General features: G+C 59.2%; 19 protein-coding genes. 11 read left to right on the forward strand and 8 right to left on the reverse strand.

Going from position 1 to position 22,255, the window contains the following annotated elements:
* Positions 1–60: 60 nt before the first annotated feature.
* From dxs to IPP88_10235, 3 genes are read right to left on the reverse strand one after another with little or no spacing between them, the layout of a single operon-like run.
* The gene (dxs, locus tag IPP88_10225) at positions 61–1,980 is read right to left on the reverse strand and encodes a 1-deoxy-D-xylulose-5-phosphate synthase (protein ID MBL0123067.1); all 1,920 of its coding nucleotides are present in this window, start codon (positions 1,978–1,980) and stop codon (positions 61–63) included.
* Positions 1,981–2,014: 34 nt separating this feature from the next.
* Positions 2,015–2,905 (reverse strand): polyprenyl synthetase family protein, encoded by an 891-nt coding sequence (locus tag IPP88_10230; GenBank protein ID MBL0123068.1) that lies wholly within the window; start codon positions 2,903–2,905, stop codon positions 2,015–2,017.
* Positions 2,906–2,919: 14 nt separating this feature from the next.
* Positions 2,920–3,144: an exodeoxyribonuclease VII small subunit gene (locus IPP88_10235; protein ID MBL0123069.1), complete on the reverse strand. Its 225-nt coding sequence runs from the start codon at positions 3,142–3,144 to the stop codon at positions 2,920–2,922.
* A gap of 328 nt (positions 3,145–3,472) precedes the next feature.
* Here IPP88_10235 and IPP88_10240 point away from each other — a divergent pair, with 328 nt between their 5' ends.
* The 6 genes from IPP88_10240 to IPP88_10265 all read left to right on the forward strand — a co-directional run bounded on the left by IPP88_10240 (position 3,473) and on the right by IPP88_10265 (position 12,598).
* Positions 3,473–4,576, forward strand: a complete 1,104-nt coding sequence (locus IPP88_10240; protein MBL0123070.1) for an aromatic ring-hydroxylating dioxygenase subunit alpha — start codon at positions 3,473–3,475, stop codon at positions 4,574–4,576.
* 45 nt (positions 4,577–4,621) lie between these two features.
* Complete coding sequence (locus IPP88_10245; GenBank protein ID MBL0123071.1) at positions 4,622–5,503, forward strand: DMT family transporter; 882 nt, start codon at positions 4,622–4,624, stop codon at positions 5,501–5,503.
* Positions 5,504–5,785: 282 nt separating this feature from the next.
* Positions 5,786–8,986, forward strand: coding sequence for a hypothetical protein (locus tag IPP88_10250; protein MBL0123072.1), 3,201 nt, complete (start codon positions 5,786–5,788; stop codon positions 8,984–8,986).
* A 320-nt stretch (positions 8,987–9,306) separates the two neighbouring features.
* Positions 9,307–10,146, forward strand: coding sequence for a sulfurtransferase (locus IPP88_10255; protein MBL0123073.1), 840 nt, complete (start codon positions 9,307–9,309; stop codon positions 10,144–10,146).
* 57 nt (positions 10,147–10,203) lie between these two features.
* Positions 10,204–12,159 (forward strand): S9 family peptidase, encoded by a 1,956-nt coding sequence (locus tag IPP88_10260; protein ID MBL0123074.1) that lies wholly within the window; start codon positions 10,204–10,206, stop codon positions 12,157–12,159.
* Between the two features lie 79 nt (positions 12,160–12,238).
* Positions 12,239–12,598, forward strand: coding sequence for a DUF2784 domain-containing protein (locus IPP88_10265; GenBank protein MBL0123075.1), 360 nt, complete (start codon positions 12,239–12,241; stop codon positions 12,596–12,598).
* 4 nt (positions 12,599–12,602) lie between these two features.
* On the opposite strand, the gene plsY is transcribed toward IPP88_10265, so the two are convergent.
* A complete protein-coding gene (gene plsY, locus IPP88_10270; GenBank protein ID MBL0123076.1) occupies positions 12,603–13,241 on the reverse strand; it encodes a glycerol-3-phosphate 1-O-acyltransferase PlsY in 639 nt (212 codons plus the stop codon).
* A gap of 23 nt (positions 13,242–13,264) precedes the next feature.
* On the opposite strand from plsY, the gene folB reads away from it, so the two are divergent.
* Both folB and IPP88_10280 read left to right on the forward strand, forming a co-directional pair.
* Positions 13,265–13,639, forward strand: a complete 375-nt coding sequence (folB, locus tag IPP88_10275) for a dihydroneopterin aldolase (protein MBL0123077.1) — start codon at positions 13,265–13,267, stop codon at positions 13,637–13,639.
* Complete coding sequence (locus tag IPP88_10280; protein ID MBL0123078.1) at positions 13,636–13,830, forward strand: DUF2905 domain-containing protein; 195 nt, start codon at positions 13,636–13,638, stop codon at positions 13,828–13,830. Before folB ends, IPP88_10280 begins: the two co-directional genes overlap by 4 nt.
* On the opposite strand, the gene ybaK is transcribed toward IPP88_10280, so the two are convergent.
* The 4 genes from ybaK to IPP88_10300 all read right to left on the reverse strand — a co-directional run bounded on the left by ybaK (position 13,831) and on the right by IPP88_10300 (position 16,756).
* Entirely contained in the window at positions 13,831–14,313 is a 483-nt protein-coding gene (gene ybaK, locus IPP88_10285) for a Cys-tRNA(Pro) deacylase (GenBank protein ID MBL0123079.1), read from the reverse strand.
* 122 nt (positions 14,314–14,435) lie between these two features.
* Positions 14,436–15,335, reverse strand: coding sequence for a site-specific tyrosine recombinase XerD (gene xerD, locus IPP88_10290; protein ID MBL0123080.1), 900 nt, complete (start codon positions 15,333–15,335; stop codon positions 14,436–14,438).
* 3 nt (positions 15,336–15,338) lie between these two features.
* A complete protein-coding gene (locus IPP88_10295) occupies positions 15,339–15,833 on the reverse strand; it encodes a methylated-DNA--[protein]-cysteine S-methyltransferase (GenBank protein MBL0123081.1) in 495 nt (164 codons plus the stop codon).
* A complete protein-coding gene (locus IPP88_10300) occupies positions 15,830–16,756 on the reverse strand; it encodes a dihydrodipicolinate synthase family protein (protein MBL0123082.1) in 927 nt (308 codons plus the stop codon). The genes IPP88_10295 and IPP88_10300 overlap by 4 nt, the downstream gene beginning before the upstream one ends.
* A gap of 526 nt (positions 16,757–17,282) precedes the next feature.
* Between IPP88_10300 and IPP88_10305 the strand changes: the two genes are divergently transcribed.
* The 3 genes from IPP88_10305 to IPP88_10315 all read left to right on the forward strand — a co-directional run bounded on the left by IPP88_10305 (position 17,283) and on the right by IPP88_10315 (position 22,241).
* On the forward strand, positions 17,283–19,562 hold the full coding sequence (locus IPP88_10305; protein ID MBL0123083.1) for a TonB-dependent receptor: 2,280 nt from the start codon (positions 17,283–17,285) through the stop codon (positions 19,560–19,562).
* A 122-nt stretch (positions 19,563–19,684) separates the two neighbouring features.
* A complete protein-coding gene (locus IPP88_10310) occupies positions 19,685–21,421 on the forward strand; it encodes a dihydroxy-acid dehydratase (GenBank protein ID MBL0123084.1) in 1,737 nt (578 codons plus the stop codon).
* 7 nt (positions 21,422–21,428) lie between these two features.
* A complete protein-coding gene (locus IPP88_10315; protein ID MBL0123085.1) occupies positions 21,429–22,241 on the forward strand; it encodes a 2-dehydro-3-deoxyglucarate aldolase in 813 nt (270 codons plus the stop codon).
* The last annotated feature ends 14 nt before the right edge of the window (positions 22,242–22,255 follow it).

Here is a 22,255-nt window from a genome sequence, read left to right on the forward strand (position 1 = left end):
CTGGTCAAAGAAGTCATGTAAACGAAAAACAAAGCGTCAGCCTGCGCATGAAACCCCGGCTCAGCTGACAGCCTGCTTGGGCGCTATGGCGTTGGCCGATATTCGCGCCAGCCAGCGGCGAATCGAAAGCGAAATGCCTTCCCGGTTCAATCCGCAATCGGCCAGCAATACGGTCGGATCGCCGTGTTCGACGAACTGATCGGGCAATCCGAGTTGCAGCAGCGGCACATTCAGATCCTGCGCGGCAAGTGATTCGGCGACAGCGCTGCCTGCGCCGCCCATCACCACGTTCTCCTCGATCGTAACAAGGTAATCATGGGTGGTGGCAAGCCTGAAAATAAGTTCACGGTCGATCGGCTTTACGAATCGCATATTGGCGACCGAGGCATTGAATTCTTCACCGCAGTCCGTGGCCGGTTTCACCATCGAGCCGAACGCCAGGATCGCGATGCGTTTGGCTTCATAACCCTTGACCTCGCGTACCAGCACGCCCTTGCCAACCGGCAGTGCCACCATTTCAGTTTGCAACGCAACGCCTGGGCCCGCGCCACGCGGGTAACGTATCGCGCTTGGGCTGGAAAGGGTGAATCCCGTGTAGAGCATCTGGCGGCATTCGTTTTCGTCCGCCGGCGCCATCACTGTCATGTTGGGAATGCAGCGCAGGAACGAAAGGTCGAATGCGCCGTGATGGGTTGGGCCATCCGCACCGACCAGTCCGCCGCGGTCGAGCGCAAATACCACGGGAAGATTTTGCAGCGCCACATCGTGGATCAGTTGATCGTAGCCGCGTTGCAGAAAGGTTGAATAGATGGCGACCACGGGCTTCATGCCGTCTGCCGCCAAACCGGCCGCAAAGGTCACCGCGTGTTGTTCGGCAATGGCGACGTCAAAATAGCGGCCGGGAAACTCCTGGGAAAACTTGACCATCCCCGAGCCTTCGCGCATCGCGGGCGTAATGCCAATGAGGCGTTTGTCGGCACGCGCCATGTCGCAAAGCCATTCGCCGAAAATCTGGGTGTAAGTGGGCCTTGGCTTGATGTCCGGGGAAGGGGCTGGCTTCGCAATGCCGATTTTTGGATCAAACTTGCCGGACGCGGCGTGGTAATGAATCGGATCTTCTTCGGCCAGTTTGTAACCCTGGCCTTTGCGCGTAACAATGTGCAGGAATTGCGGGCCGTCGAGCTTTTTGATGTTGTTCAGCGTATCGACCAGCACATCGATGTTATGTCCGTCGATCGGGCCGACGTAGTTGAAGCCGAATTCCTCGAACATGGTGGAAGGCGTGATCATGCCCTTGGCGTGTTCTTCGACGCGCTTGGCGATTTCCTTGAACGTGGGCGTGTGCTGCAGAACTTTTTCGGCGGTCTTCTTGGTGGCCGCATAGAAGCGGCCGGATAACAGCTTGGCCAGATAGTTGTTCAGGGCGCCAATCGATTCCGAGATAGACATGTCGTTGTCGTTCAGAATCACGATCACGTTTTCGCGGCCCACATTGTTCATCGCTTCAAATGCCATGCCGCCCGTGATCGCGCCATCGCCGATGATGGCGATCGATTTGCGCTTCAGGCCCGCCACGCGTGCCGCCACAGCCATACCCAGTGCGGCGGAAATCGAGGTGGACGAATGCGCGGTACCGAAGGTGTCGTACGCGCTCTCTTCACGGCGCGGGAAACCGGCGATGCCGCCTTTCTGGCGCAAATGCGGCATGCCCGTGCGCCGGCCGGTCAGAATTTTGTGCCCGTAAGTTTGGTGGCCGACATCCCACACCAGGCGATCATCGGGCGTATTGAAAACGTAGTGCAGGGCGATGGTCAATTCGATGGTGCCGAGATTCGAGGAAAAATGCCCGCCGGTGGTCGATACTGATTCGACGATGAATTCACGCAACTCAATGGACAGCGGCAGCAGATCGCGCCGCTCGAACTTGCGCAGGTCGACGGGGTCGTTGATTTTATCCAGCAGCGGGTATTTGGAGATCATTCTTGTCTGTATCGTTCCGGATGCGCTTCTGGTTCTAGTACAGGCGCCGAACGATGAATTCGGCCAACTGCCGCAGGCGATCTGCCTTGCCGTCGAACGTGCTCAGGGCATCGAGCGCATCAGCCAGCAATTCATCGGCAAACCGTTTCGCAGGTACCAGTCCCATCAAACTCACATACGTGGGCTTGTTGGCATCCTGATCTTTTCCGGCGGTTTTGCCTAATTTTTCAGTATTAGACTCGCAATCGAGAATGTCGTCCACTACCTGAAACGCGAGTCCCACGCATTTGCCGTATTGGTCAAGCTTCTCGATTTTTTCCGGCGGCAGCGCCTGGCCACACATCGCGCCCAGCAATACCGAGGCGCGAATCAGCGCGCCGGTCTTGAGGATATGCATGAACTCCAGTTCAGGCAACGTAATTTGGCGTCCGACATTGGCCAAGTCGATCGCTTGGCCGCCGGCCATTCCGTGCGCGCCGCAAGCGCGCGAAAAGACCTTCAACATGTCCAGTTGTTGCGATGGGGAATCAGCCAACTGGTGCGCGGACATCAATTCAAACGCCAGTGCCTGCAAGGCGTCACCGGCGAGCAACGCTGTGGCTTCATCGAATTCAACGTGGCAGGTTGGCTTGCCGCGGCGCAGGACATCATCGTCCATGCACGGCAGATCATCGTGGGCCAGCGAATAGGCGTGAATGGTCTCGACGGCCGAGGAGACAATCCGCACCCGTTCAACAGGCGCCCCGCTTATTAGGCCTGCACCATGCGCGAGCATCGGGCGTACCCGTTTGCCGCCGCCGAGTGTGGCGTAGCGCATGGCATCGTGCAGCCGGCGTGGCTCGCTCGCCGAGGGGGGCAATAGCGATTCGAGCGTGCGCTCCATGTCTCCCGCGATCGTGCGGGACCATTCCTGGAAATCGGACATTTTCTTGATGTGGTTTACAACGACAAATCTTTGAGTTCGCCGCCGTCGAGCACCTTGATTTTCTGCTCGGCATCCTTGAGGACGCTTTCGCAGAACTTGAGCAGTTCGGTGCCGCGTTGATAGGCGGAAAGCGATTCTTCCAGCGGCAGCTGGCCGCTTTCCATCTTCTCCACCAACTGGTCAAGCTCGGCCAGCGCGGATTCGAAACTCTTCGGTGTAGCAGTTGTGATTTTGGCCATGAGTGGTGGAATGGAGGCAACGGGCGCGTAAGCGGAAAATCAATCTGAAATCATAGCGTAATCAGGGGTTTCGAGTCCACGATAAAAATGAATCGCCGCGTCTTGCCGAGCGGGCCAAACACCCAATTTCCTTGCCCTTTCAAGGCCATTGGGGCAGAATGCTCATTCCATTTCGTGGGTCTCCGCCAGGAGATTCGTTCTACGGGACGGAGTCTGTAGAGTTAAAAGCTAACAAACTCATTTGCCCGGGTGTTGTTTTTACTTTGGTTGATTCGCCGCTGCTTTCGCCTTATCCAAAAAGCTGCGCGAATAATTGGAGGTAAGGACTATGTCCAAACTGCTCGGTGCGCGAGAACTTTCTCCCGTCGCAACACAATTGCCCATTAGTTGGTATTTTGACCCCGCCATTCACGAGCGGGAGCTTGAGGTATTTTTCAGGAACGGCCCAAGCTACGTCGGCCACGAATTGATGGCCCCGCACGCCAACGATTTTCGCGCGCTGGAAATGACCAACGGCGCCTGGGCGCTCGTCAATAACGGCGCAAATATCGAGCTCGTGTCGAATATCTGCCGGCATCGCCAGGCGGTGATGTTAAAGGGCAGCGGTCAATTGCCAAGCGGCAACATCGTCTGCCCGATTCATCGCTGGACCTATGATGGCGAAGGCAAGTTGCTCGGGGCGCCGCATTTCCCGCAGCAACCCTGTCTCGATCTTCCGCGCAAGAATTTGCAGAAGTGGAACGGCATGCTGTTTCAGGGGCCGCGCGATATTGCCGCCGACCTGGGGCGGCTTGGCTGCGTGAAGGATCTGGATTTCTCCGGCCATGTGCTGAACAAGGTCGAAGTCACCGAATACAATTTCAACTGGAAGACCTTCATCGAGGTCTATCTGGAGGATTACCACGTTGAACCGTTCCATCCCGGTCTCGGCAAGTTTGTCGATTGCGCCAAGCTGGAATGGGAATTTGGCGAGTGGTACAGCGTGCAAACCGTGGGCGTGAACAAGTCCCTGTCGCGCCCCGGTAGTGATGTGTACAAACGCTGGCACGAGATGGTGCTCAATTACCGCAACGGCGAGGCGCCGGCATATGGCGCGATCTGGCTGACTTACTATCCGAACATCATGGTCGAGTGGTATCCGCATGTGCTGGTGATCTCGACGATCATCCCGCGCGGGCCGGAGAAATGCAGCAATGTCGTCGAGTTCTACTATCCGGAAGAGATTGCCCTGTTCGAACCCGAGTTCATTGCAGCCGAGCAGAAGGCCTATGACGAAACGGCCGTGGAAGATGAAGAGATCTGCCAGCGCATGAACGACGGCCGCAAATTGTTGTGGCAGGAAGGCCGTGATGAACAGGGGCCGTATCAATCGCCGATGGAAGACGGGATGGTGCACTTCCATGAATTCATCCGGAGAGAAATGGCGGTGTAGCTCTTGCATATCTCCCCTCCGATATTTCTTCCGGGCTGAATGTAGATGACATCATCCTGGATGTTGGTGGCGGGCGCCTTGTTCGCCACCATGGGTGTTTTTGCCAAATTGCTGGCTGGGCAATTTACCGGTGCGGAGCTATCGCTGTATCGCTCGCTCGTTGGCCTCGTCGCGGTTGGCGCATTCGTGATGTGGAAGCGCAAATCGCTCGCCACATCATTCTGGAAAGGACATTTCTGGCGCGGGTCCACCGGGACTATATCGCTCGTCGCGTATTTCTATGCGATGACTCAGTTGCCATTGGCCACCGCCATCGCGCTCAACTACACGTCGCCGCTCTGGCTCGCACTTCTCTCCACCATTATGCTTGGCGAGCGATTCAAACCCCGGCTCATGATCGCTATCGCGCTTGGTTTTGTCGGTGCGGCACTGCTGCTGCGCCCCACCTTTTCCGGCGCAAACGCGCATGCGGGATTCATTGGCCTTGCCTCGGGTTTTTTCGCTGCTTGCGCGTATGCGAATGTGAAGAAGCTCGGCGATGCTGGCGAGCCCGAGTGGCGCGTGGTGTTCTATTTCGCCCTGGCCGGCATCATGGGCTCGGCATTGACACAAGTCGTGGTCGAGCATGATTTTCATCCGGTGAAAGCGGGCAATATCGGCCTGCTTCTCGGCTTGGGTGTGACTGCAACCCTTGCGCAACTGGCGATGACACGGGCCTATCACAGCGGCAACACGCTGGTGGTCGGGGCATTTGCCTATTCGACGGTGATCTTTGCGAGCCTCGCGGGGATTTTCATCTTCGACGAACTGCTGCCACCGATTGCCTGGGCCGGTATGGCGATCATCATCACCAGTGGCTTGCTGGCAAAAGCAGGGAGCGAGCGCAAGGGCGACAAGCTGCCGGCGTTGCCGGCCGAGGAGGATTAGGGTTTATTGCGAATGTGCAGATCAAAGTCCAGTACTGGCGCGGTCCGCAGGCCGAAATACCACGAAAGAGCCCGCCAGTGCTAGACTCTGGCAACTGTGAAAGTTTGTGCCAGCTCGCGCGAAATGAATCGCAGCACGGGCAAGCAGTTATCATTGCGCGAGTGACCGCACAGGCGCGGCTCAGGTCCATCGGCACGCAGTGGAAATTCAGTATTTGTACAGATCGAAGTCGAAGTTAAACAGGGTCCTTCAACAGCAACCACGGAACACTGGCCACCGCACATGAGCAAACTTGCTGACTCACTGAAACAAGCCGAGGAAATGCGCCGTCGCGGTATTTCGCAGGACGAGCAAAAAAGCGACGTCGGCAAAGCGATCGCGGCTGAGCGCGAAGAAACGCAAAAGGCGCTTGCGCGCGCCAGCGAAGAAAAGGCCCAGCACGACGCGTCCCAAGAGCGCATGCGTACGGAAGAAGAGTTGAAGAGCGTCATCGAGGCACGGGTCGTTGCCTATCACGAGGCAACACGTATTGCGCTCGAGCGTGCCGCCGCCGATGCCGCGGCCGACAATGCGGTGCGTGAACGCATTGCCGCCGAAGAAAAACTCGCCAAGGCCGCGCAGGCTGCACAGGCCGCGGAGGCAGAGTTAAAAGAAAAATCGGCCGCGCGCGAAAAAATCGAGGCCGACCTTACCGCCAAGGCCATGCAACGGCATGAAGAAGAGAAGCGCGCGGCGTTGGCACAGGCCGAGCGCATCGCGTCTGAACAGCGCGCGATCAAGCTCGCCGAAGAACGCAGGGCATCCGAGGCCCGCGCCATTGATGAGGCGTTGGCACGGCTCAGTGAGGAAAAGGAGCTTGAGTCCACGACGCGAGCGATGCTGGCCGCCGAGCAAGCGCAAATGGCACATGCCGGGAAACGCAACTCGGTCGAGAGTGAAGAACGCGCGGCGCGCGAAGCGCGCCTGGCACAGGAAGCTGCGTTGGCCGCGAAGCTGCAGGAACAACTTCAGGCCGAGCACGAGGCGACGATGGCGGCCCAGGCCCGCATCAAGGAAGAAGGCGCGATCGCGGCAAAAGTGCGCGAGCGCGCGGCGATTGAGACCGAACTTCGCGAAGCAGCGGCGGCGCGTGCGGGCATGGAGCAGCAGGCGCGCGGAGCCGCGGAAGCGCGCGTGAAAGAAGAGCAGGCATTGCTGGCGCTCGCCGAGACGCGCAAGAAAACCGAGGCGCAGGCGGCCGCCAAACTTGTCGAGCGCCAGAAAGCGGAAACGCAAGCGCAGGCAGTGGCGACCAAACGCGCCGAGGCTGATCGCGAGGCGGCCCTTGCTGCCCAGCGCAAGACCGAATCCGAGCGCAGTCTTGCCGCCGCCGCCGAGGAGCGCGTCAAGGCCGAGCAGATCGCGCGCAAGGAGCAAAGCGCGCGCGCCGAACAGGAGGCATTGCTGCTCGCCGCCGCTGGCGCTCGCGTGGCGGAGGAAGCAAAACTCAACACCGAAATCGCCGCCACCAAACAGGCGGGGCACGATGCCGCAAGGTTGATTGACGCGCGTCTTGTCGCCGAACGCGAAGCGGTCGCAAAAGAGGCAGAGCGCGCCGATACGCACCGCGTGGCGGTTTCGCTGCTGTCGGATAAGCAAAGCGCGGAGCAGGCACTGGCTTCGGCCGTCGCGGAACGTATGAAAGCGGAACAGGCCGCGCAGCGTGACGCGGCAGCGTTGGCGATGCAGGAGAGCGCCTTGCGTGAAGCGGCTGAGGGCCGGGCCAAGGCCGAGGCCGCACTGCACAATGAAGTTGAGTCGCGCAAGCAGGCCGAAGCAAAAGCGGCGACCGAGGCCAAACGGCGACTCGCGGCGGAACAGGAGGCCGTCGCGGCGCTGAATCGCAAGGTCGAGGCCGAGCGCGTTGCAAAGCAGGCAGCCGCAGACAAAGCCGCGGCCGAAACCGCGTTGGCGGCAACGGCGATCGAGCGCACGCGCGCGGAAAAGCTCGCGCAGACTGCGGCGGATGAGCGGACCAAAGCGGAAAAGGCGCTGCAAGACGCAGCCCGGACGCGTACCGCGGATGAGCAAGCCTTGCGCGAGGCAGCGGAAGCGCGGGCCAGGTCAGAGACCACATTGCACAGTGAAATTGAGTCGCGCAAGCAGGCCGAAGAGAAAGCCGCTGCCGAAGCCAAACGGCGGCACGCGGCGGAACAGGAAGCCGTTGCGGCGCTGAATCGCAAACTCGAGACCGAGCGCGTTTCAAAGCAGGCGGCAGGCGACAAAGTTACGGCCGAAACCGCGTTGGCAGCGGCGGCGGCCGAACGCACGAGTGCCGAGAAGCTCGCACAAACCGCGGCGGATGAGCATGCCAAAGCTGAAAAGGCGCTGCACGAAGCGGCCAATGCGCGCGTTGCCAATGAGCAGGCATTGCGCAAAGCAGCGGAAAGCCGGGCGGCCGCGGAGGCCGCGTTGCAAGGCGAGATTGAATCGCGGAAACGCGCCGAAACGGACGCTGCGGCTGAGGCCAAACGGCGTGAAGCAGCCGAGCGGGAAGCGGCTACGGCGCTCAACCTGAGGGTCGAAGCCGATCGCGTGGCACAGAAAGCGGTGGCAGACAAAGTTGCCGCGGAAGCAGCGCTCGCGGCCTCGGCAACCGAGCGGGCGAGCGTGGAAAAACTCGCGCAGCGCGCGGCGGAAGATCTGCTCAAGTCGGAAAAGGCGCTGCGTGAAGCAGCCGATGCGCGTGCTGCGAGCGAACATGCCTTGCAGGAAGCCGCCAGGGCACGCGAGGCAGCCGACGCTGCTGCGTCCGCGGAATCTGCGCAGCGCGCTGCCGCCGAAGCCGCGGCGACCACCGCCGCGAGCGAACGCGCCGACGCCGATCGCGCCGCCATAAAAGCCGCGGAAGCGCGGCACGCCAACGAGGTGGGACTCGCTGCATCGCTCGCCAAGCGCGAACAGGCCGAGGAGAGTGGCCGCGTCGCCGCCGTCGAGCGAGCCAAGGTCGAGCGCGCTGCGCGTGAAGCCGAGGAAGCGCGTATCAAGAATGAAAAATCATTTGCCCAGGCCCAGGACGCGCGCCGTGGTGCGCGGGCGGTTCTCAAGGATGAGCTTGCGCGGAAGAAAGCGTTTGCACGGCAAATGGTGGAAGCGCCCATGCCGGCCGGCATGGGTGATGCCGAAAGTGGCGATGCGGCGCATGTTGATTCCGCGCCCGCCGAGTTCGCGCAAGCGCAATCGTCCGTGCAACCACAACGGCGTTCCCGATTCGGCTGGTTGGCAGCGGCGAGCGTCGTGATTGCTGCCGCGGGCGGCTACTGGCTTGGCAATTCGCAAGTAACCGAGACTATTGAGCTGGCACCTGCAACCGTGAAGACAACGGCAACGATTCCGGCAATGCCTGCCCAGCCGGCTTTACCGGCAGGTGCCGCGTCTGCATTGTCGATCGGCGCCGAGCCGGTCGAATTGCGACTGGCGCGTATGTTGGGACCCGGAAAATAGATTCCTGTGCTCGACTCCTTGTTGCTGAGCGGGGAGCGGGAATTGACGGAATGCGGAAAGGTCGGGAAACAAACGCTAGCCCTGGCGGACTTCGCAGGCCGAAAATGGCCTGGAAGCCTCGTCAATGCTGGAGTTTATCGGCGACGGCAGCCGAAAACCCGTCAACGCGTGGTACGTATCCCGACGCGCGATGGAATTTCCCGCGCATACCTGATGTCTGATGTTGGCTGCAAGGTGACGGCAATGTCTCACCGGCAACGTGAATTTTCCGCGCTGTTCCGCGACATAATTGGCCTTTCATTTTCCGGGCTGGACTTCGCATGTTGATTAGTACGCACGACCTTTCGCTGCACCTGAGCGATCCACAATGGGTCATTTTCGATTGCCGTCACGATTTGGGGGATGCCGAAAGAGGTGAGCGGCTGTATCGGCAGGGCCATCTTCCCGGTGCGCATTTCGCACACCTCGACACCGATCTGTCTGGTGAAAGAAACGGCAGCAACGGGCGCCATCCGTTACCGCCACCGGCGGTGTTTGCGGCCTTTCTGGCGCGTCATGGTGTAACCAATACCTCCGCCGTCGTTGCGTATGACGATGTCGGTGGGCCTTACGCGTCGCGCTTGTGGTGGATGGCGCGCTGGATCGGGCTTCGGCATGTGTACCTGCTCGACGGCGGACTTCCGAAATGGATTGCCGAGGCGCGCGCGCTCTCGACGGATGTTCCCATTCCGCAGCCGGTTGCGCTGCAAGCCAGTTTTGATCCAGTGATGCTGTGCAGCGCTGCCGAAGTTCAAGCGCATCTCAACGATCCTGGATACCGATTGATCGATGCGCGCGCGCCGGAACGTTATCGTGGTGACGTGGAGCCCCTCGATCCGGTGGCGGGCCATATTCCCGGTGCGATCAATCGCTTCTACAAGTTAAACCTCGAGGATGATCTGACCATGCGTCCGGTGGCGGAGATTCGTGATGAATTTCTCAAGTTGGCGCCGAACACCAGGCCGGAAAATGTGTTCCACCAATGTGGCTCCGGCGTCACGGCGTGCATGAATATCTTTGCCATGGAGTATGCCGGCCTCAAGGGGTCGAAATTGTTTCCCGGTTCGTGGAGCGAGTGGGTGTCTGATCCATCGCGACCAATTGTCGGGAAGGGAAATTAGTACGAATGAAGTGGGTGCGTCGGCCTGCGATCATCCTGGCGGACGGCCGCTCTGGCGATCGGCGCTGGCGGTTTCGCGCAGGCGCAAACTCTCACGCCGGGCGCCAATCTGGTGATCGAAGGTATTCCGCCAATTTCCGATGACCTGGTCGCTAAAGTTGCGCCGTATACCGAATTCAGGCCTTCCACTTTGGTCGCGTGGCATCCCGCCAAACCGGGGGTCCTGATTCTCAAGCCGGCGACGAATACCGAGCAGCTTTATTTTGTCGCATCACCCGGCAGCGAGCCGGAGCAATGGACGGATTTTCCGGATGCAGTGGCCGGGGCCACGTTTCAGCCGAAGAAGGGCGAGTACATCCTGTTCGAAAAAGCCAGTGATGGCGATGAAGTATTTCGCATTTTTCGCATGGATATTGCCACAAGGGCCGTGACGCCAATCTCGACAGAAAATGAGCGTGCATCCCCCCCATCGTGGAATCGCAAGGGCGATCGCATCGTTTACACGACGGTGGCAATTGACCGTCAAAATGCCGCAAGAAGGGCGGTCACCAAGTTGTACATTGCGAACCCGCTGAATCCGGCTGGCACGCGGCACATCGCTACCTTTGACCGCGGTGGCGTGGGCGAATTCCGTTTTTCGCCCGACGACCGCAAGCTTGTCTATCAGGAATACATTTCGGTGACCGAATCGCATATCTGGTTATTGGATATCGCCGGCGGCGAAAAAAAGCGCGTCAGTCCACCGAAGAAAACCGCCGCACCGGCGTATTACGGCAGCCCGCGATTTTCGAAAGACGGCAAGGGCCTCTATGCAGTGTCTGATCGGGACAGTGAATTTCGCCGCCTGATTTACATTGACCTCGCCACGGGAAAAGAGACTGGTCTTACTGCCGGGCTCAAGTTTGACGTGGATGCTTTTTCCATTTCCTATCCCGCCAAACGCATTGCGCTGATTACCAGCGAAAGCGGTTCCAGCGTGTTGCGGTTCCTTGATCTGGCGACGGGCAGGGAGTTGCCGCGCCCCGCATTGTTGCCGGGCGAGATTTCAGGCCTGCGTTGGCGTGGCGCCGGCGATGATGACGCGGAGGGCGAAGACTTTGGCAAGGAACTCGCGTTCAATGTAACGTCGTCGCGCTCGCCGGGTGACGTGTATGCGTTTGACCTGGAAAGTACGCGGATTCATCGCTGGACCAATAGCTTGAGCCCGACACTGAATCCCCTGGACTTCGTCGAGCCCAGGCTCGCACATTGGAAGAGCTTTGACGGACTGGTGATTTCCGGATTTGTCTATCAACCGGAGGCGAAGAAATTTCCTGGCAAGCGGCCGGTGATTATTGACATTCATGGCGGTCCGGAGAGCTTGGCACGCCCGGGATTTCTCGACCGTGACAACTACCTCGTCAATGAACTCGGGGTGGCGATGATCTTCCCGAACGTGCGCGGCTCCGGCGGATTCGGCAAGACGTTCGTCGCGCTGGATGACGGCACCAAGCGCGAAGATTCGGTCAAGGATATCGGCGCGCTGTTTGACTGGATCAACGAGCAGCCGGACCTGGACGCGTCGCGAATTCTCGTGCAGGGCACCAGCTATGGCGGCTATATGAGCCTCGCGGTCGCGATGCATTATTCGGACCGAATCACCGGTGCCATCGACGTGGTGGGCATCTCCAGCTTCGTGACCTTCCTTACCAACACCGAGAGCTATCGCCGCGATCTGCGACGCGCAGAGTATGGCGATGAACGCGATCCTGCCATGCGTGCATTCTTCGAGAAGATTTCTCCGCTGAGTAATGCGGAAAAGATCAGGAAGCCGCTGTTTGTGGTGCAAGGCAGGAACGATCCGCGCGTCCACTACTCAGAAGCCGAGCAGATTGTCGCGCAATTGAAAAAGCATAAAACGCCCGTATGGTTCCTGATGGCCAATGATGAGGGACACGGCTTTGCGAAAAAAGAAAATGCGGACTACATGTTCTATGCGCAGATCAAGTTCATTGAACAGACACTTCTGAAGTGAGCAACACAAGGCAGGGTTCTGACTCGAAAACGCTTGTAGCCATGATTCGCGTTGCCCTGCATGTGAAGGGTAAAAGCTGATGCTTGCCGATGCGGTACTGGCGTTCCATATGCTGGTCGTGCTGTTCAATCTCGGCGGCTTGTTCGCTATTGTCGTTGGTGGCTTGCGCGAGTGGAAATGGATTCGTCATCGCGGTTTTCGCATTTCGCATCTCTCGCTGGTGGCGCTGGTGGCGCTGGAAGCGCTATTTGGGATTACTTGTCCGCTGACGGCTCTGGAAGATGCGTTGCGCGCGAGGGAGACAACGCAGACATTCATTGGTCGCCTCATGATCGCACTGATCTACTATGACGCCCCGCCTTGGGCTTTCACCGCGATGTACACGGCGTTCCTTGGGCTGGTGTGGTGGGCCTGGAGGCGTTGGCCCGCGAAATCATAGTCCCTTAGTTGCCGGCCCCGGAGCTGGTCCCGGCTGCATTTTTCTTTGCACCCAATTTTGATTCGGTGCCATTCATCAGCTTGCGGATATTCTCCTTGTGCCGCCACACTAGCAGCGCCGACATGAAAATCACCGCCGGTAGCGCGGCCGACGCGCCGAAAAGAAAAAAGCCGTAAAACGGCGCAAACACCGAAGCAACAATAGCGGCCAACGAAGAATAGCGAAAAAAAACCGCGATGATCAGCCACGTTGCAAGTGTGGCCAATCCCAGCCACAGGTTGATCGCGATCAGGATACCGAGTGCCGTCGCGACACCTTTGCCGCCGAGGAATTTGAAAAAAACCGGAAACAAGTGGCCGAGGAACACCGTGATCGCCACGGCGGCGATGGTGGTTGGCGTGAGGCCGAAGTCGACCGCGAATTTCTGCGCCAGCCAGACCGCGAACCAGCCTTTGCCTGCATCACCGGCAAGTGTAAGGATGGCAGCGAGTTTCTTGCCCGTGCGCAGCACATTGGTGGCGCCCGGGTTGCCCGAACCATAGCTATGCGGATCGGGCAGGCCCATGGCCCAGCTCACGATAACGGCGAACGAGAGTGACCCAATCAGGTACGCAAGGAGAATGGCGATTACGGAATTTGTCATGCCCATACTCTACAATACTTTACATGGACATCATCTTCATCCGCGAGCTGCGCGCCGATGCCTGGATCGGCATTTACGAGTGGGAAAAACTGCGTCCGCAGACACTGGATTTCAATCTGGAAATTGGCCTTGATACACATCGCGCCGGCGAGAGCGACAACATTCGAGATACCGTGGACTACGGCAAGGTGGTCGAACGCATCCGCGCGGACTTGAAGGATCAGCATTTCAAATTGCTGGAGGCGCTGGCGGAGCATATTTCGCAAGTCGTCCTGCATGACTTCAAGGCGCAGTGGGTAAAGGTCAGCGTGGCCAAGATCGCGCACATGCGCGGCGTGAAGCTGGTTGGTGTGACCATCAGCCGGTCGCGCGATGTTATTGAGCCATCGTCGTCATGATCAAGTGGATCGTGCTGCTGGCGATTGCCGTGATTGTGCTCGGATTTCTCGGGCCCCATTTGTCACGAATCGGCCTCGGGCGATTGCCCGGCGACCTTCGATTCCGCAAGAATGGCCGCGACTATTACCTGCCGATCACGAGCACAATCGTGTTGAGCCTGCTGTTGACGCTGCTGGCGCGATTGATCTGATCAGTCGGTAAGCGCGACCGACACCAGTGCCGGCTTCACTACCCGCAAGACTTCCTGCGGCGCAATTCCCACCAGAAAGCCGCGCTTGCCGCCGTTGATATAAATCTTCCCGATGTCGAGGATGGTTTTTTCCATGTACACCGGCATCGGTTTGCGCAAACCGAATGGCGAGCAGCCGCCCACGAGATAACCGGAATGCCGCTGCGCGTCCTCAGGCGTGCAGGGGGCAACGCGCTTCACGCCAATCTGCCGCGCCAGTTCCTTCGTGCTGACCTTGCAATCGCCGTGCATTAACACGCAAAGCGGCAGGCGCTTGTCGTTCTCGAAAATCAGCGTCTTCACGACATGGTGCTCGTCGACGCCAAGAGTCGACGAAGAAACGCCGGTGCCACCGTGTTCGACATACTCGTAGACATGTTCGGTGTATTCCACGCCATGCAGTCTTAGCAGGGCGGTTGCGGGGGTTTCGGATGGTTTGCTCATGGAGGAATGACGGTGAACTGCAGATGGTGACAACAGGAGACATCAAACTCCAGCATTGGCGGGCATCTCCAGGCAAAAAAGCGCCAGACGCCGCACCAATGCTCGAGTTTTGACATTTCAATCTATGCCCGCGGATGATGCTGCGCGTGAATCAGTTTGAGCCGCTCGCGTGCGACATAAGTATAAATCTGCGTAGTGGTGATGTCGGCGTGCCCGAGCAGCAACTGCACCACGCGCAAGTCAGCGCCGTGGTTGATGAGATGGGTGGCGAAAGCGTGGCGCAGAGTATGCGGGGAAATCGGCACGCGGATGCCAGCGGTCAAGGCATGGCGCTTGATCAGGTGCCAGAACATCTGCCGCGTCATGGCGTGACCACGGCTGGTCACGAACAGGTCGTCGGATTTCTGTCCGTTGAGGATTTCGATTCGCGCACTGGTGAGATATTGCTGGATGACATCAGCCGCCGATTCACCCAGCGGCACCAGGCGTTCTTTCGAGCCTTTGCCCATCACCCGCACTACGCCCATTTCAAGGCTCAGTTGCGCGACCTTGAGGGTTACCAGTTCAGTCACCCGCAAGCCGGAGGCGTACAGCGTCTCCAGCATGGCTTTGTCGCGCAGTCCTAACGCGATATGGGTATCAGGCGCAACGAGCAGCGCGTCCACGTCGTGTTCGGAAAGCGATTTTGGCAGCCCGCGCGTGAGCTTCGGCGATTCCAGGCGCAGGCTCGGGTCGTCAGTGACAAGTTTTTCCTGAATCAGGAATTGATAGAACCTCTTCATCGCGGAAGTGAGCCGCGCGGTGGATCGCGGACTGGCATGGAGTCCTTCGACGCGGTGTGCCAGAAACGCCTGCAGGTCCTCGGCACCAGCTTGATCGATTGGTGCGCGTGAAGATCGCTTCAGCCAATCATCGAGTTGCAAGATGTCGCGCCGATAGCTCTCAATGGTATTTTTGGCGAGGCCATCCGAGAGCCACAGACTGTCGGCGAATTGATCGATCAAAGGGTCGCTGGATTCCATTGGCTAAAGCAACAATGCACCCTCATGCTTCAGCAGCCATTGCTTGATCGCCAGCGGATTCTCCAGTTTGCCGCCCATGAACCCGCCAAGGCCACCGTTGGCGGCGATGATGCGATGGCATGGCACGATTACCGGAATCGGGTTCTGGCCGCACGCCGTGCCGACGGCGCGGGCCGATGAGCCGATCGTTGTGGCGAGTTGGCCGTAGGTGAAGGTCTGGCCGGGAGGAATTTTGCGCATGCCCTGCCATACGTCAACTTGATGCTTGGTGCCGGAAAGTTTCAGCGGCAGGTCAAACTCGACACGGGGATTATCGAGGTACGCCATCAACTGCACGCAGGCGAGGTGCGCGATCGTGTTGGCCTTTGGCACCTTGACTGGAACATTGGCGGGAAGGAAATGTACGCCGAGCAAGTGCTTGTCGTCCGCGATGATGCCGAGCGTGCCGAACGGCGCCTTCAGGCAGGCATCGAAGACGTGTCTGTCGTTGGTATTCATAGGGCGATGGTTTGCGTGATATCGACACCCGGCAGCGTGCGCGTGATCAGCGCCGCCACCTCGGCCGCGACCACCGGGGTGATGGTCGCCCCCGGATGCCGCACGCGGTTGCAGGTGATCAGACCGCGTTGGCGGAGGATTTCCTTGCGGATGGCGAGCCCCGGCTGCTGTTCGAAAGTGATCAGTGCCGCAAAGCGGGCATACAGCGCGTGCACGCGATCAAAGTCATTTGCCTGAGCAGCATCCAGCAGCGCGCGCAACACCTCGGGAAACGCGAAACCGGTATTGAATCCTTCCGATCCCGCCTCCAGGTCGAATGGCGCGTACAGGGCACCGAGTCCGCTGAGAATCGGAACAGGCCGGGATAGTCCTGCCCGCAGCGCGCGAATTTTTGCCGGCGTCGGCACCGCTTCCGCCTTGATGCAGGCAATCGACGCGACTTCTTTCACGATGCGCAGGATCAGCGGCGCGGACATGTGCACGTCAGTCGAGGCGGGATGGTCTTGCAGCACGATCGGCAGGCGCATGCCCTCACCGATGCGACGGTAGTACTCGACGATGCGTTCGTCGTTGGGAACGGGTTCCCTGGCAGGTGTCACCATCACCGCGTCGGCGCCAAGATCTTCCGCCATGCGCGAAAGGAATGTCGCCGCCGCGGTGCCCGTGTGGCTGGTGCCGACGATGACGGGGATGCGCCGCCCACCTGTTGCAACGGTCGCAACCGCCGATTTGATCAGGGTTTCACGTTCATGGTCGCTGAGCCGGTTGGATTCACCCAGCACGCCGAGGATGGTGATGCCATCGACTTTGAGCGCCACCATGAACTCAATCATGCGTTGCCACGACGCGAGGTCGAGGCTTTCATCATCGTTAAACGGCGTGGCAAGGATCGGGATCACGCCGGAAAATTTTTGTTGCGCCATTCAGGGGCTCCTTAGTGGGCCAGAAATTTCGTCACTGACGATTATGCCAGCCGGGAACATCGTCTCCGCGGCTGTCGCGAAACGAGCCGCCGTGGAAGGTCCCGGCCGTTGACGCATTGCGGCGCGTTGGGCAACGGATGCCCGATCGTTGCGCTGCAACAATTTAGGGGCATTTCATCTACTCCGACCTTTCCTGCGGCGGCACAGGTTTGTTGCGAAAATGCCACGAACCAAAGGTTAATCAACTCATATAGATGACCTACTTGACTTTGGCAAAATCAATGCATAAAGTGCGCAATTGGTTGTCCGGCCCGATTGACATTCCGGGCATGACGGATCTGCGCGGTGCGCACTGAAGATAGCCAGTGAACGGTGCGAATGGTCAGCGCGTGGTCGCATCAGGTTCCTGAAAACAGTTTCACCTGTTTCTTTGGAGTGGTCGCAATTGATGGGCAAAATCAGCTGGCGCACCGCTTGTCCGGTAGTGCGCGTGCTAACTAACAATTACATGGACGAGGAGAAATGCATGAAACACACCAGAAACGCAAGCAAGTCTGTGGGTGTCCGGCATCGCCTGCTGCCCGCAGTGTCAACAATTGCCGCACTGGTTGCGGGAATCGCCCATGCGCAGCAAGCGCCAAGTCAGGCACCCCGGCCTGAAGCATCGGACACGCTGGAGACAATTAATGTCACGGCAACCAAACGCAGCGAGCCTCTGCAATCCGTGCCGATTGCCATTTCTGTCATTAGCGGCGAGAGCCTTGAGCAGGCAAACCTCAATACGTTGGGCGCGATCACGTCGCAGGCGCCGACAGTCAATTTTCGCGCCAACGCGTCCAACAAGGACACTTCACTATTCATTCGCGGCGTGGGTACCATTTCGACTTCGCCGGGTGTGGAGCCTACGGTATCAACAGTCGTCGATGGCGTGGTGTACGCCCGTCCGGGGCAGGCGACACTCGACCTGATGGAGGTAGAGAGGATAGAAGTGCTGCGTGGGCCACAGGGCACCCTGTTTGGCAAGAATGCGTCGGCGGGCGTGATCAATATCGTGTCCAAACCGATTTCGTCGAGCACCGAAAAGTTTGTGGATGTTTCATTTTTTCAGGGCGGCGAGAAACGCCTGCGCACAGGCGCTTCGGGCGAACTCAGCCCCGGACTGCTCGGCTCGATTGCGGCGCTCATTGGCCAGTACGATGGCAATATCGACAACATTACCCTCGGCGAAAAAGTGGGAGGCTATGATCGCAAAGGCGTACGCGGCAAGCTTGAGTTCACCGCCAGCAAGGACATAAAAGCAACCGTGATTGCCGATTATTCCAAGGCCGACGATACCGGTTCGCGTGGACCGTTCGTACGCGCGACGGGTGTCATTCCGGCCGCCCTCCTCCCAATCGTTCCGGGTCTTGAGAATCGCAGTGTCGCGACCGATGTGAAGGAGCGCGTCGATGACACCAATTCGGGGCTTTCCGCACAGCTCGATTGGGGGCTGGGTGGGGCCACGCTGACTTCCATCACTGCCTGGCGCGAATGGAAAAATATCCAGTTCCAGGATATTGACGGCACAGGGACGGTGAACAACCAGATCGCATCGCTGGGCGATCGCGGGCAATTAAAATCCGAACAGATTTCGCAGGAGCTGCGAATCGCTTCACCGACCGGCACGTTTTTCGAGTATGTCGGCGGCCTTTTCTACATGCGCACCAAGACCGATGAGGTGTATCGGCGCGATGTCAAACGCTGCAATGGAACGTTGCCGAATCTGCCATCGGGCATCACGCCTTGCGCAGCGCTACTTCTCGACAACGGTGTCGCGACCTATGGCACATTGGGCAAGAGCGGTTCGCTGTTTGGTGAAAGCAAGTTGAATTTCAGCCCGACGCTACGCGGCATCCTTGGGCTGCGATATACAAAGGATGACTTGTCCTATTACCATGGCCGCGTCTCCACCGCGGCCGCGCAAATTCCGGGTGTGCGTGTCACTCGCGCCCAAACCACTGGGGACACCAGCCAGAATGGCGTCTCCGGTCGCATCGGGCCGCAGTTCGACCTGAGCAAGGACGCAACGATTTACGCCACCTATTCCAAGGGATACAAGGGGCCGGCCTTCAACGCGTTTTTCAACATGTCGGCAATTGACGATTTTGCGCTGGCACCGGAAAAATCCACGGGCTATGAGTTAGGTCTGAAATCGACGTTGCTCAACAATCACTTGCGACTGAATCTGGCCGCGTTCGATACCAAATACTCCGGCTATCAGGCCAATTTCCCGGACCTCGTCAGTGGGACGGTTGTCACGCGCTTTATCAACGCGGGCGATGTATCGACCAAAGGTTTCGAGGCTGATTTCGAGGCCAAGCTCTCCAGGCAATTTACGTTGTCCGGTGCGGTCGCCAATACGCGGGCACGGATAGACCGGTTCAATTGCCCGGTTGGCGCGACCTGCCCGAATCTCGATGGCGCACCATTGCCGTCCGCGCCTGACTGGAAGACAAACGTCCGTGCAAACTACAAGATGGATGTGGGCAGTGGGCTGAAGCTCGATTTGGGAGCCGACTATAGCTGGCAAAGCAAAGTGCAATTTGACCTTTCCACGTCGACCAATACGCTTCAGGCCGCGTACGGAATCGTCAATATGTCGGTTGCGTTGTCGAATCCGGCTGGGGGTTGGCGCGTGGCGCTGCTTGGGAAAAACCTGGGTGACCGTTCTTACGCGGCATTCTTCCTGTCTGGTGCGAATACGCAACGTTCCGTGCCGCGCGATGACCAGCGTTACTTCGGTATCAACGCGCGCCTCGACTTCTAGTATTTTCTGGAGCTGCATGAGTCTGGCGGGCGCCGCAGGCTTGGACGCTCGTCAGATTCCCAATCGCGGGCGTGGCGGGGATAGAATTCCCGTTCCCGCCGGTTTTACCCCATAGGCCATCAGTGTCCGCAAAACCACCCCGACGTTCGTTGGAGTCGCTACGTAGCCAGCGCTGGCTGGCGAAAGACGACATGCGTTCCTTCGCCCACCGTCAACGGTTGCAGCAGCGCGGCTTGCGGCGCGAAGAATTTCTCGGTCGCCCGGTCATTGCCATCGTCAATACCTGGTCGGATCTGTCGCCTTGCCATGCCCATTTGCGAGAACGTGCGGATGCGGTACGGCGTGGCATCCTGCTGTGCGGCGGCTTTCCAGTGGAACTCCCCGCATTGTCGCTTGGCGAAGTCATGGTCAAACCAACCACGATGCTGTACCGGAATTTTCTCGCCATGGAAACCGAGGAACTGCTGCGGTCGCATCCCGTGGACGGTGCCGTCTTGCTCGGAGGATGCGACAAGACGACGCCCGGCTTGCTGATGGGCGCGATCAGCATGGATATTCCTGTCATTTTCTGTCCAGCAGGGCCGATGCTGAATGACCGCTATAAAGGACAATCGGTCGGGGCCGGCACACACACCAAGAAATTCTGGGACGAGTACGTTGCCGGCAACATTGATCAGCCGGAGTGGATCCGGCTTGAAGCCAAGATGACACGCTCGCCCGGTACCTGCAACACCATGGGCACCGCCAGCACCATGACCTCGATAGCCGAGGCGATGGGTTTCACGCTGCCGGGAGCCACCAGTATCCCGGCGATGGACGCCAGCCACGAGCGCATGGCCTCGGCGTGCGGCGCCCGCATCGTCGACATGGTCTGGGAGGATTTGAAGCCTTCGGGATTCTTCAGCCGCGGCTCGCTCGTCAATGGCGTTGCCGCCTACATGGCGCTGGGTGGCTCGACCAATGCCGCAATTCATCTGGTGGCGATTGCCGGTCGCGCAGGCCTGACGCTCACATTAGCCGAAATGGACGAGGCGGCGCGGCGCATTCCCGTCATCGCCAACCTGTTTCCTTCTGGCGACAAGTTGATGGAAGATTTTTTCTACGCAGGCGGCATGCCTGCGTTGTTGCAGGAAATCCGCTCGCATCTAGAGCTTGATACGCTCACTGTCACCGGAAAAACGCTCGGCGAGAATATCGCCGGTGCGGAATGCGCGGACCCTGACGTCATCCACGGTATCGACCGTCCGGTTGCCGTGGGAGCCGCGCTGGCGGTGCTGCACGGCAATATTTGTCCCGAGGGCGCGGTAATTAAGCCTTCCGCCGCGAGTACAAAATTCTTCACGCACCGTGGCAAGGCGCTGGTGTTCGACTCCAACGCGCAGATGATGTCAGACATTCACCGGCCCGAGTTGGACGTGGATGAGAATACCGTGTTGATTCTGAAGCACGGCGGCCCGGTCGGTGCGCCCGGCATGCCTGAATGGGGAAATTTGCCGATCCCGAAAAAGCTGCTGCAGCAGGGCGTGCGTGACATGCTGCGTATCTCGGACGCGCGCATGAGCGGCACGCATTTCGGCAGCTGCGTGGTGCATGTGTCTCCCGAGGCGGCGGTCGGCGGACCGCTGGCGCTGGTTCAGACCGGCGATATCGTTGTGCTGGATATCGCGGCGCGCACCTTGAACGTGGAAGTCACCGATACGGAACTTGCCCGCCGGCGTGCCGCATGGACAGCCCCTGTGTGCAGCTACGAGCGCGGCTTCACCCGTCTATATATTGAACATGCGACACAGGCCCATGAAGGCTGCGATTTCGATTTTCTCATGGGCAATGCAGCAACGCCCGAACCCCCCATTTACTGAGGCCATCATGGATCCGTTTAACAACCCATTCCGCGCGCTGCTCGCGCAGCCCAGTATCCCGCTTGGTACCTGGCTAATGTCCGGTACCGCCTCCACCGCTGAAGCGATGGGTTGCATTGGTTTTGATTGGCTGGTCGTCGACATGGAGCATGTGCCGATCGACTACAAGGATACTTATCACATCCTGCAGGCGATTGCCGGTACTCGGGCCACACCAGTGATTCGCCTCGCCTGGAACGACATCGTGCTCGTCAAGCGCGCGCTGGACATAGGTGCGCAGACCTTGATGTTTCCGTTCGTGCAGAACGCCGATGACGCACGGCGCGCGGTGGCGTCGACGCGCTATCCGCAACCCGGCGACCAGACGCCCGGTACGCGCGGGTTCGCGGCCATGCATCGTGCCAGCCGTTACGCGACGGCAGCCGACTACGGCAAGCACGCCAATGAAGGCATCTTCCGCATGATTCAGCTGGAAACGCCAGACGCCATCGAGCAGTTGGAGCAAATCGCGGCGGTCGAGGGTGTCGATGCGCTGTTCATGGGGCCGGGGGACCTGTCTTCCGCCATGGGCCAAATCGGCAACATCGCCCATCCCGAGGTGCAGGCCGCCCTGAAAGACGCGGCGGTGCGTGCAAAGAAAATCGGCAAGCCCATCGGCATTGTCGGGCCGACACCGGAAATGGTTCAGCAGTTCATCGAGTATGGCTACAGTTATGTTGCGGTGGCCTCCGACATGGGCATGATGATGCGGCAGGCCAACGCGTTCTTCGCGGCGATGAAGCCGGCGTTGGCGAAATCGATCAACACCGGCGTTTATTGAAGCCGAAGGCGCGC

It is taken from the genome of Betaproteobacteria bacterium, from assembly GCA_016720925.1.
GTDB lineage: Bacteria > Pseudomonadota > Gammaproteobacteria > Burkholderiales > Usitatibacteraceae > UKL13-2.

Bases quoted from the DNA above. Each gene is read 5' to 3' on its own strand.
- plsY (MBL0123076.1), bottom strand. From the start codon at position 13,241: ATGACAAATTCCGTAATCGCCATTCTCCTTGCGTACCTGATTGGGTCA.
- IPP88_10250 (MBL0123072.1), top strand. From the start codon at position 5,786: ATGAGCAAACTTGCTGACTCACTGAAACAAGCCGAGGAAATGCGCCGT.
- ybaK (MBL0123079.1), bottom strand. From the start codon at position 14,313: ATGAGCAAACCATCCGAAACCCCCGCAACCGCCCTGCTAAGACTGCAT.
- IPP88_10315 (MBL0123085.1), top strand. From the start codon at position 21,429: ATGGATCCGTTTAACAACCCATTCCGCGCGCTGCTCGCGCAGCCCAGT.
- IPP88_10305 (MBL0123083.1), top strand. From the start codon at position 17,283: ATGAAACACACCAGAAACGCAAGCAAGTCTGTGGGTGTCCGGCATCGC.
- IPP88_10255 (MBL0123073.1), top strand. From the start codon at position 9,307: ATGTTGATTAGTACGCACGACCTTTCGCTGCACCTGAGCGATCCACAA.
- dxs (MBL0123067.1), bottom strand. From the start codon at position 1,980: ATGATCTCCAAATACCCGCTGCTGGATAAAATCAACGACCCCGTCGAC.
- IPP88_10280 (MBL0123078.1), top strand. From the start codon at position 13,636: ATGATCAAGTGGATCGTGCTGCTGGCGATTGCCGTGATTGTGCTCGGA.
- IPP88_10245 (MBL0123071.1), top strand. From the start codon at position 4,622: ATGACATCATCCTGGATGTTGGTGGCGGGCGCCTTGTTCGCCACCATG.
- IPP88_10235 (MBL0123069.1), bottom strand. From the start codon at position 3,144: ATGGCCAAAATCACAACTGCTACACCGAAGAGTTTCGAATCCGCGCTG.
- IPP88_10265 (MBL0123075.1), top strand. From the start codon at position 12,239: ATGCTTGCCGATGCGGTACTGGCGTTCCATATGCTGGTCGTGCTGTTC.
- IPP88_10240 (MBL0123070.1), top strand. From the start codon at position 3,473: ATGTCCAAACTGCTCGGTGCGCGAGAACTTTCTCCCGTCGCAACACAA.
- IPP88_10230 (MBL0123068.1), bottom strand. From the start codon at position 2,905: ATGTCCGATTTCCAGGAATGGTCCCGCACGATCGCGGGAGACATGGAG.
- IPP88_10295 (MBL0123081.1), bottom strand. From the start codon at position 15,833: ATGAATACCAACGACAGACACGTCTTCGATGCCTGCCTGAAGGCGCCG.
- folB (MBL0123077.1), top strand. From the start codon at position 13,265: ATGGACATCATCTTCATCCGCGAGCTGCGCGCCGATGCCTGGATCGGC.
- IPP88_10300 (MBL0123082.1), bottom strand. From the start codon at position 16,756: ATGGCGCAACAAAAATTTTCCGGCGTGATCCCGATCCTTGCCACGCCG.
- xerD (MBL0123080.1), bottom strand. From the start codon at position 15,335: ATGGAATCCAGCGACCCTTTGATCGATCAATTCGCCGACAGTCTGTGG.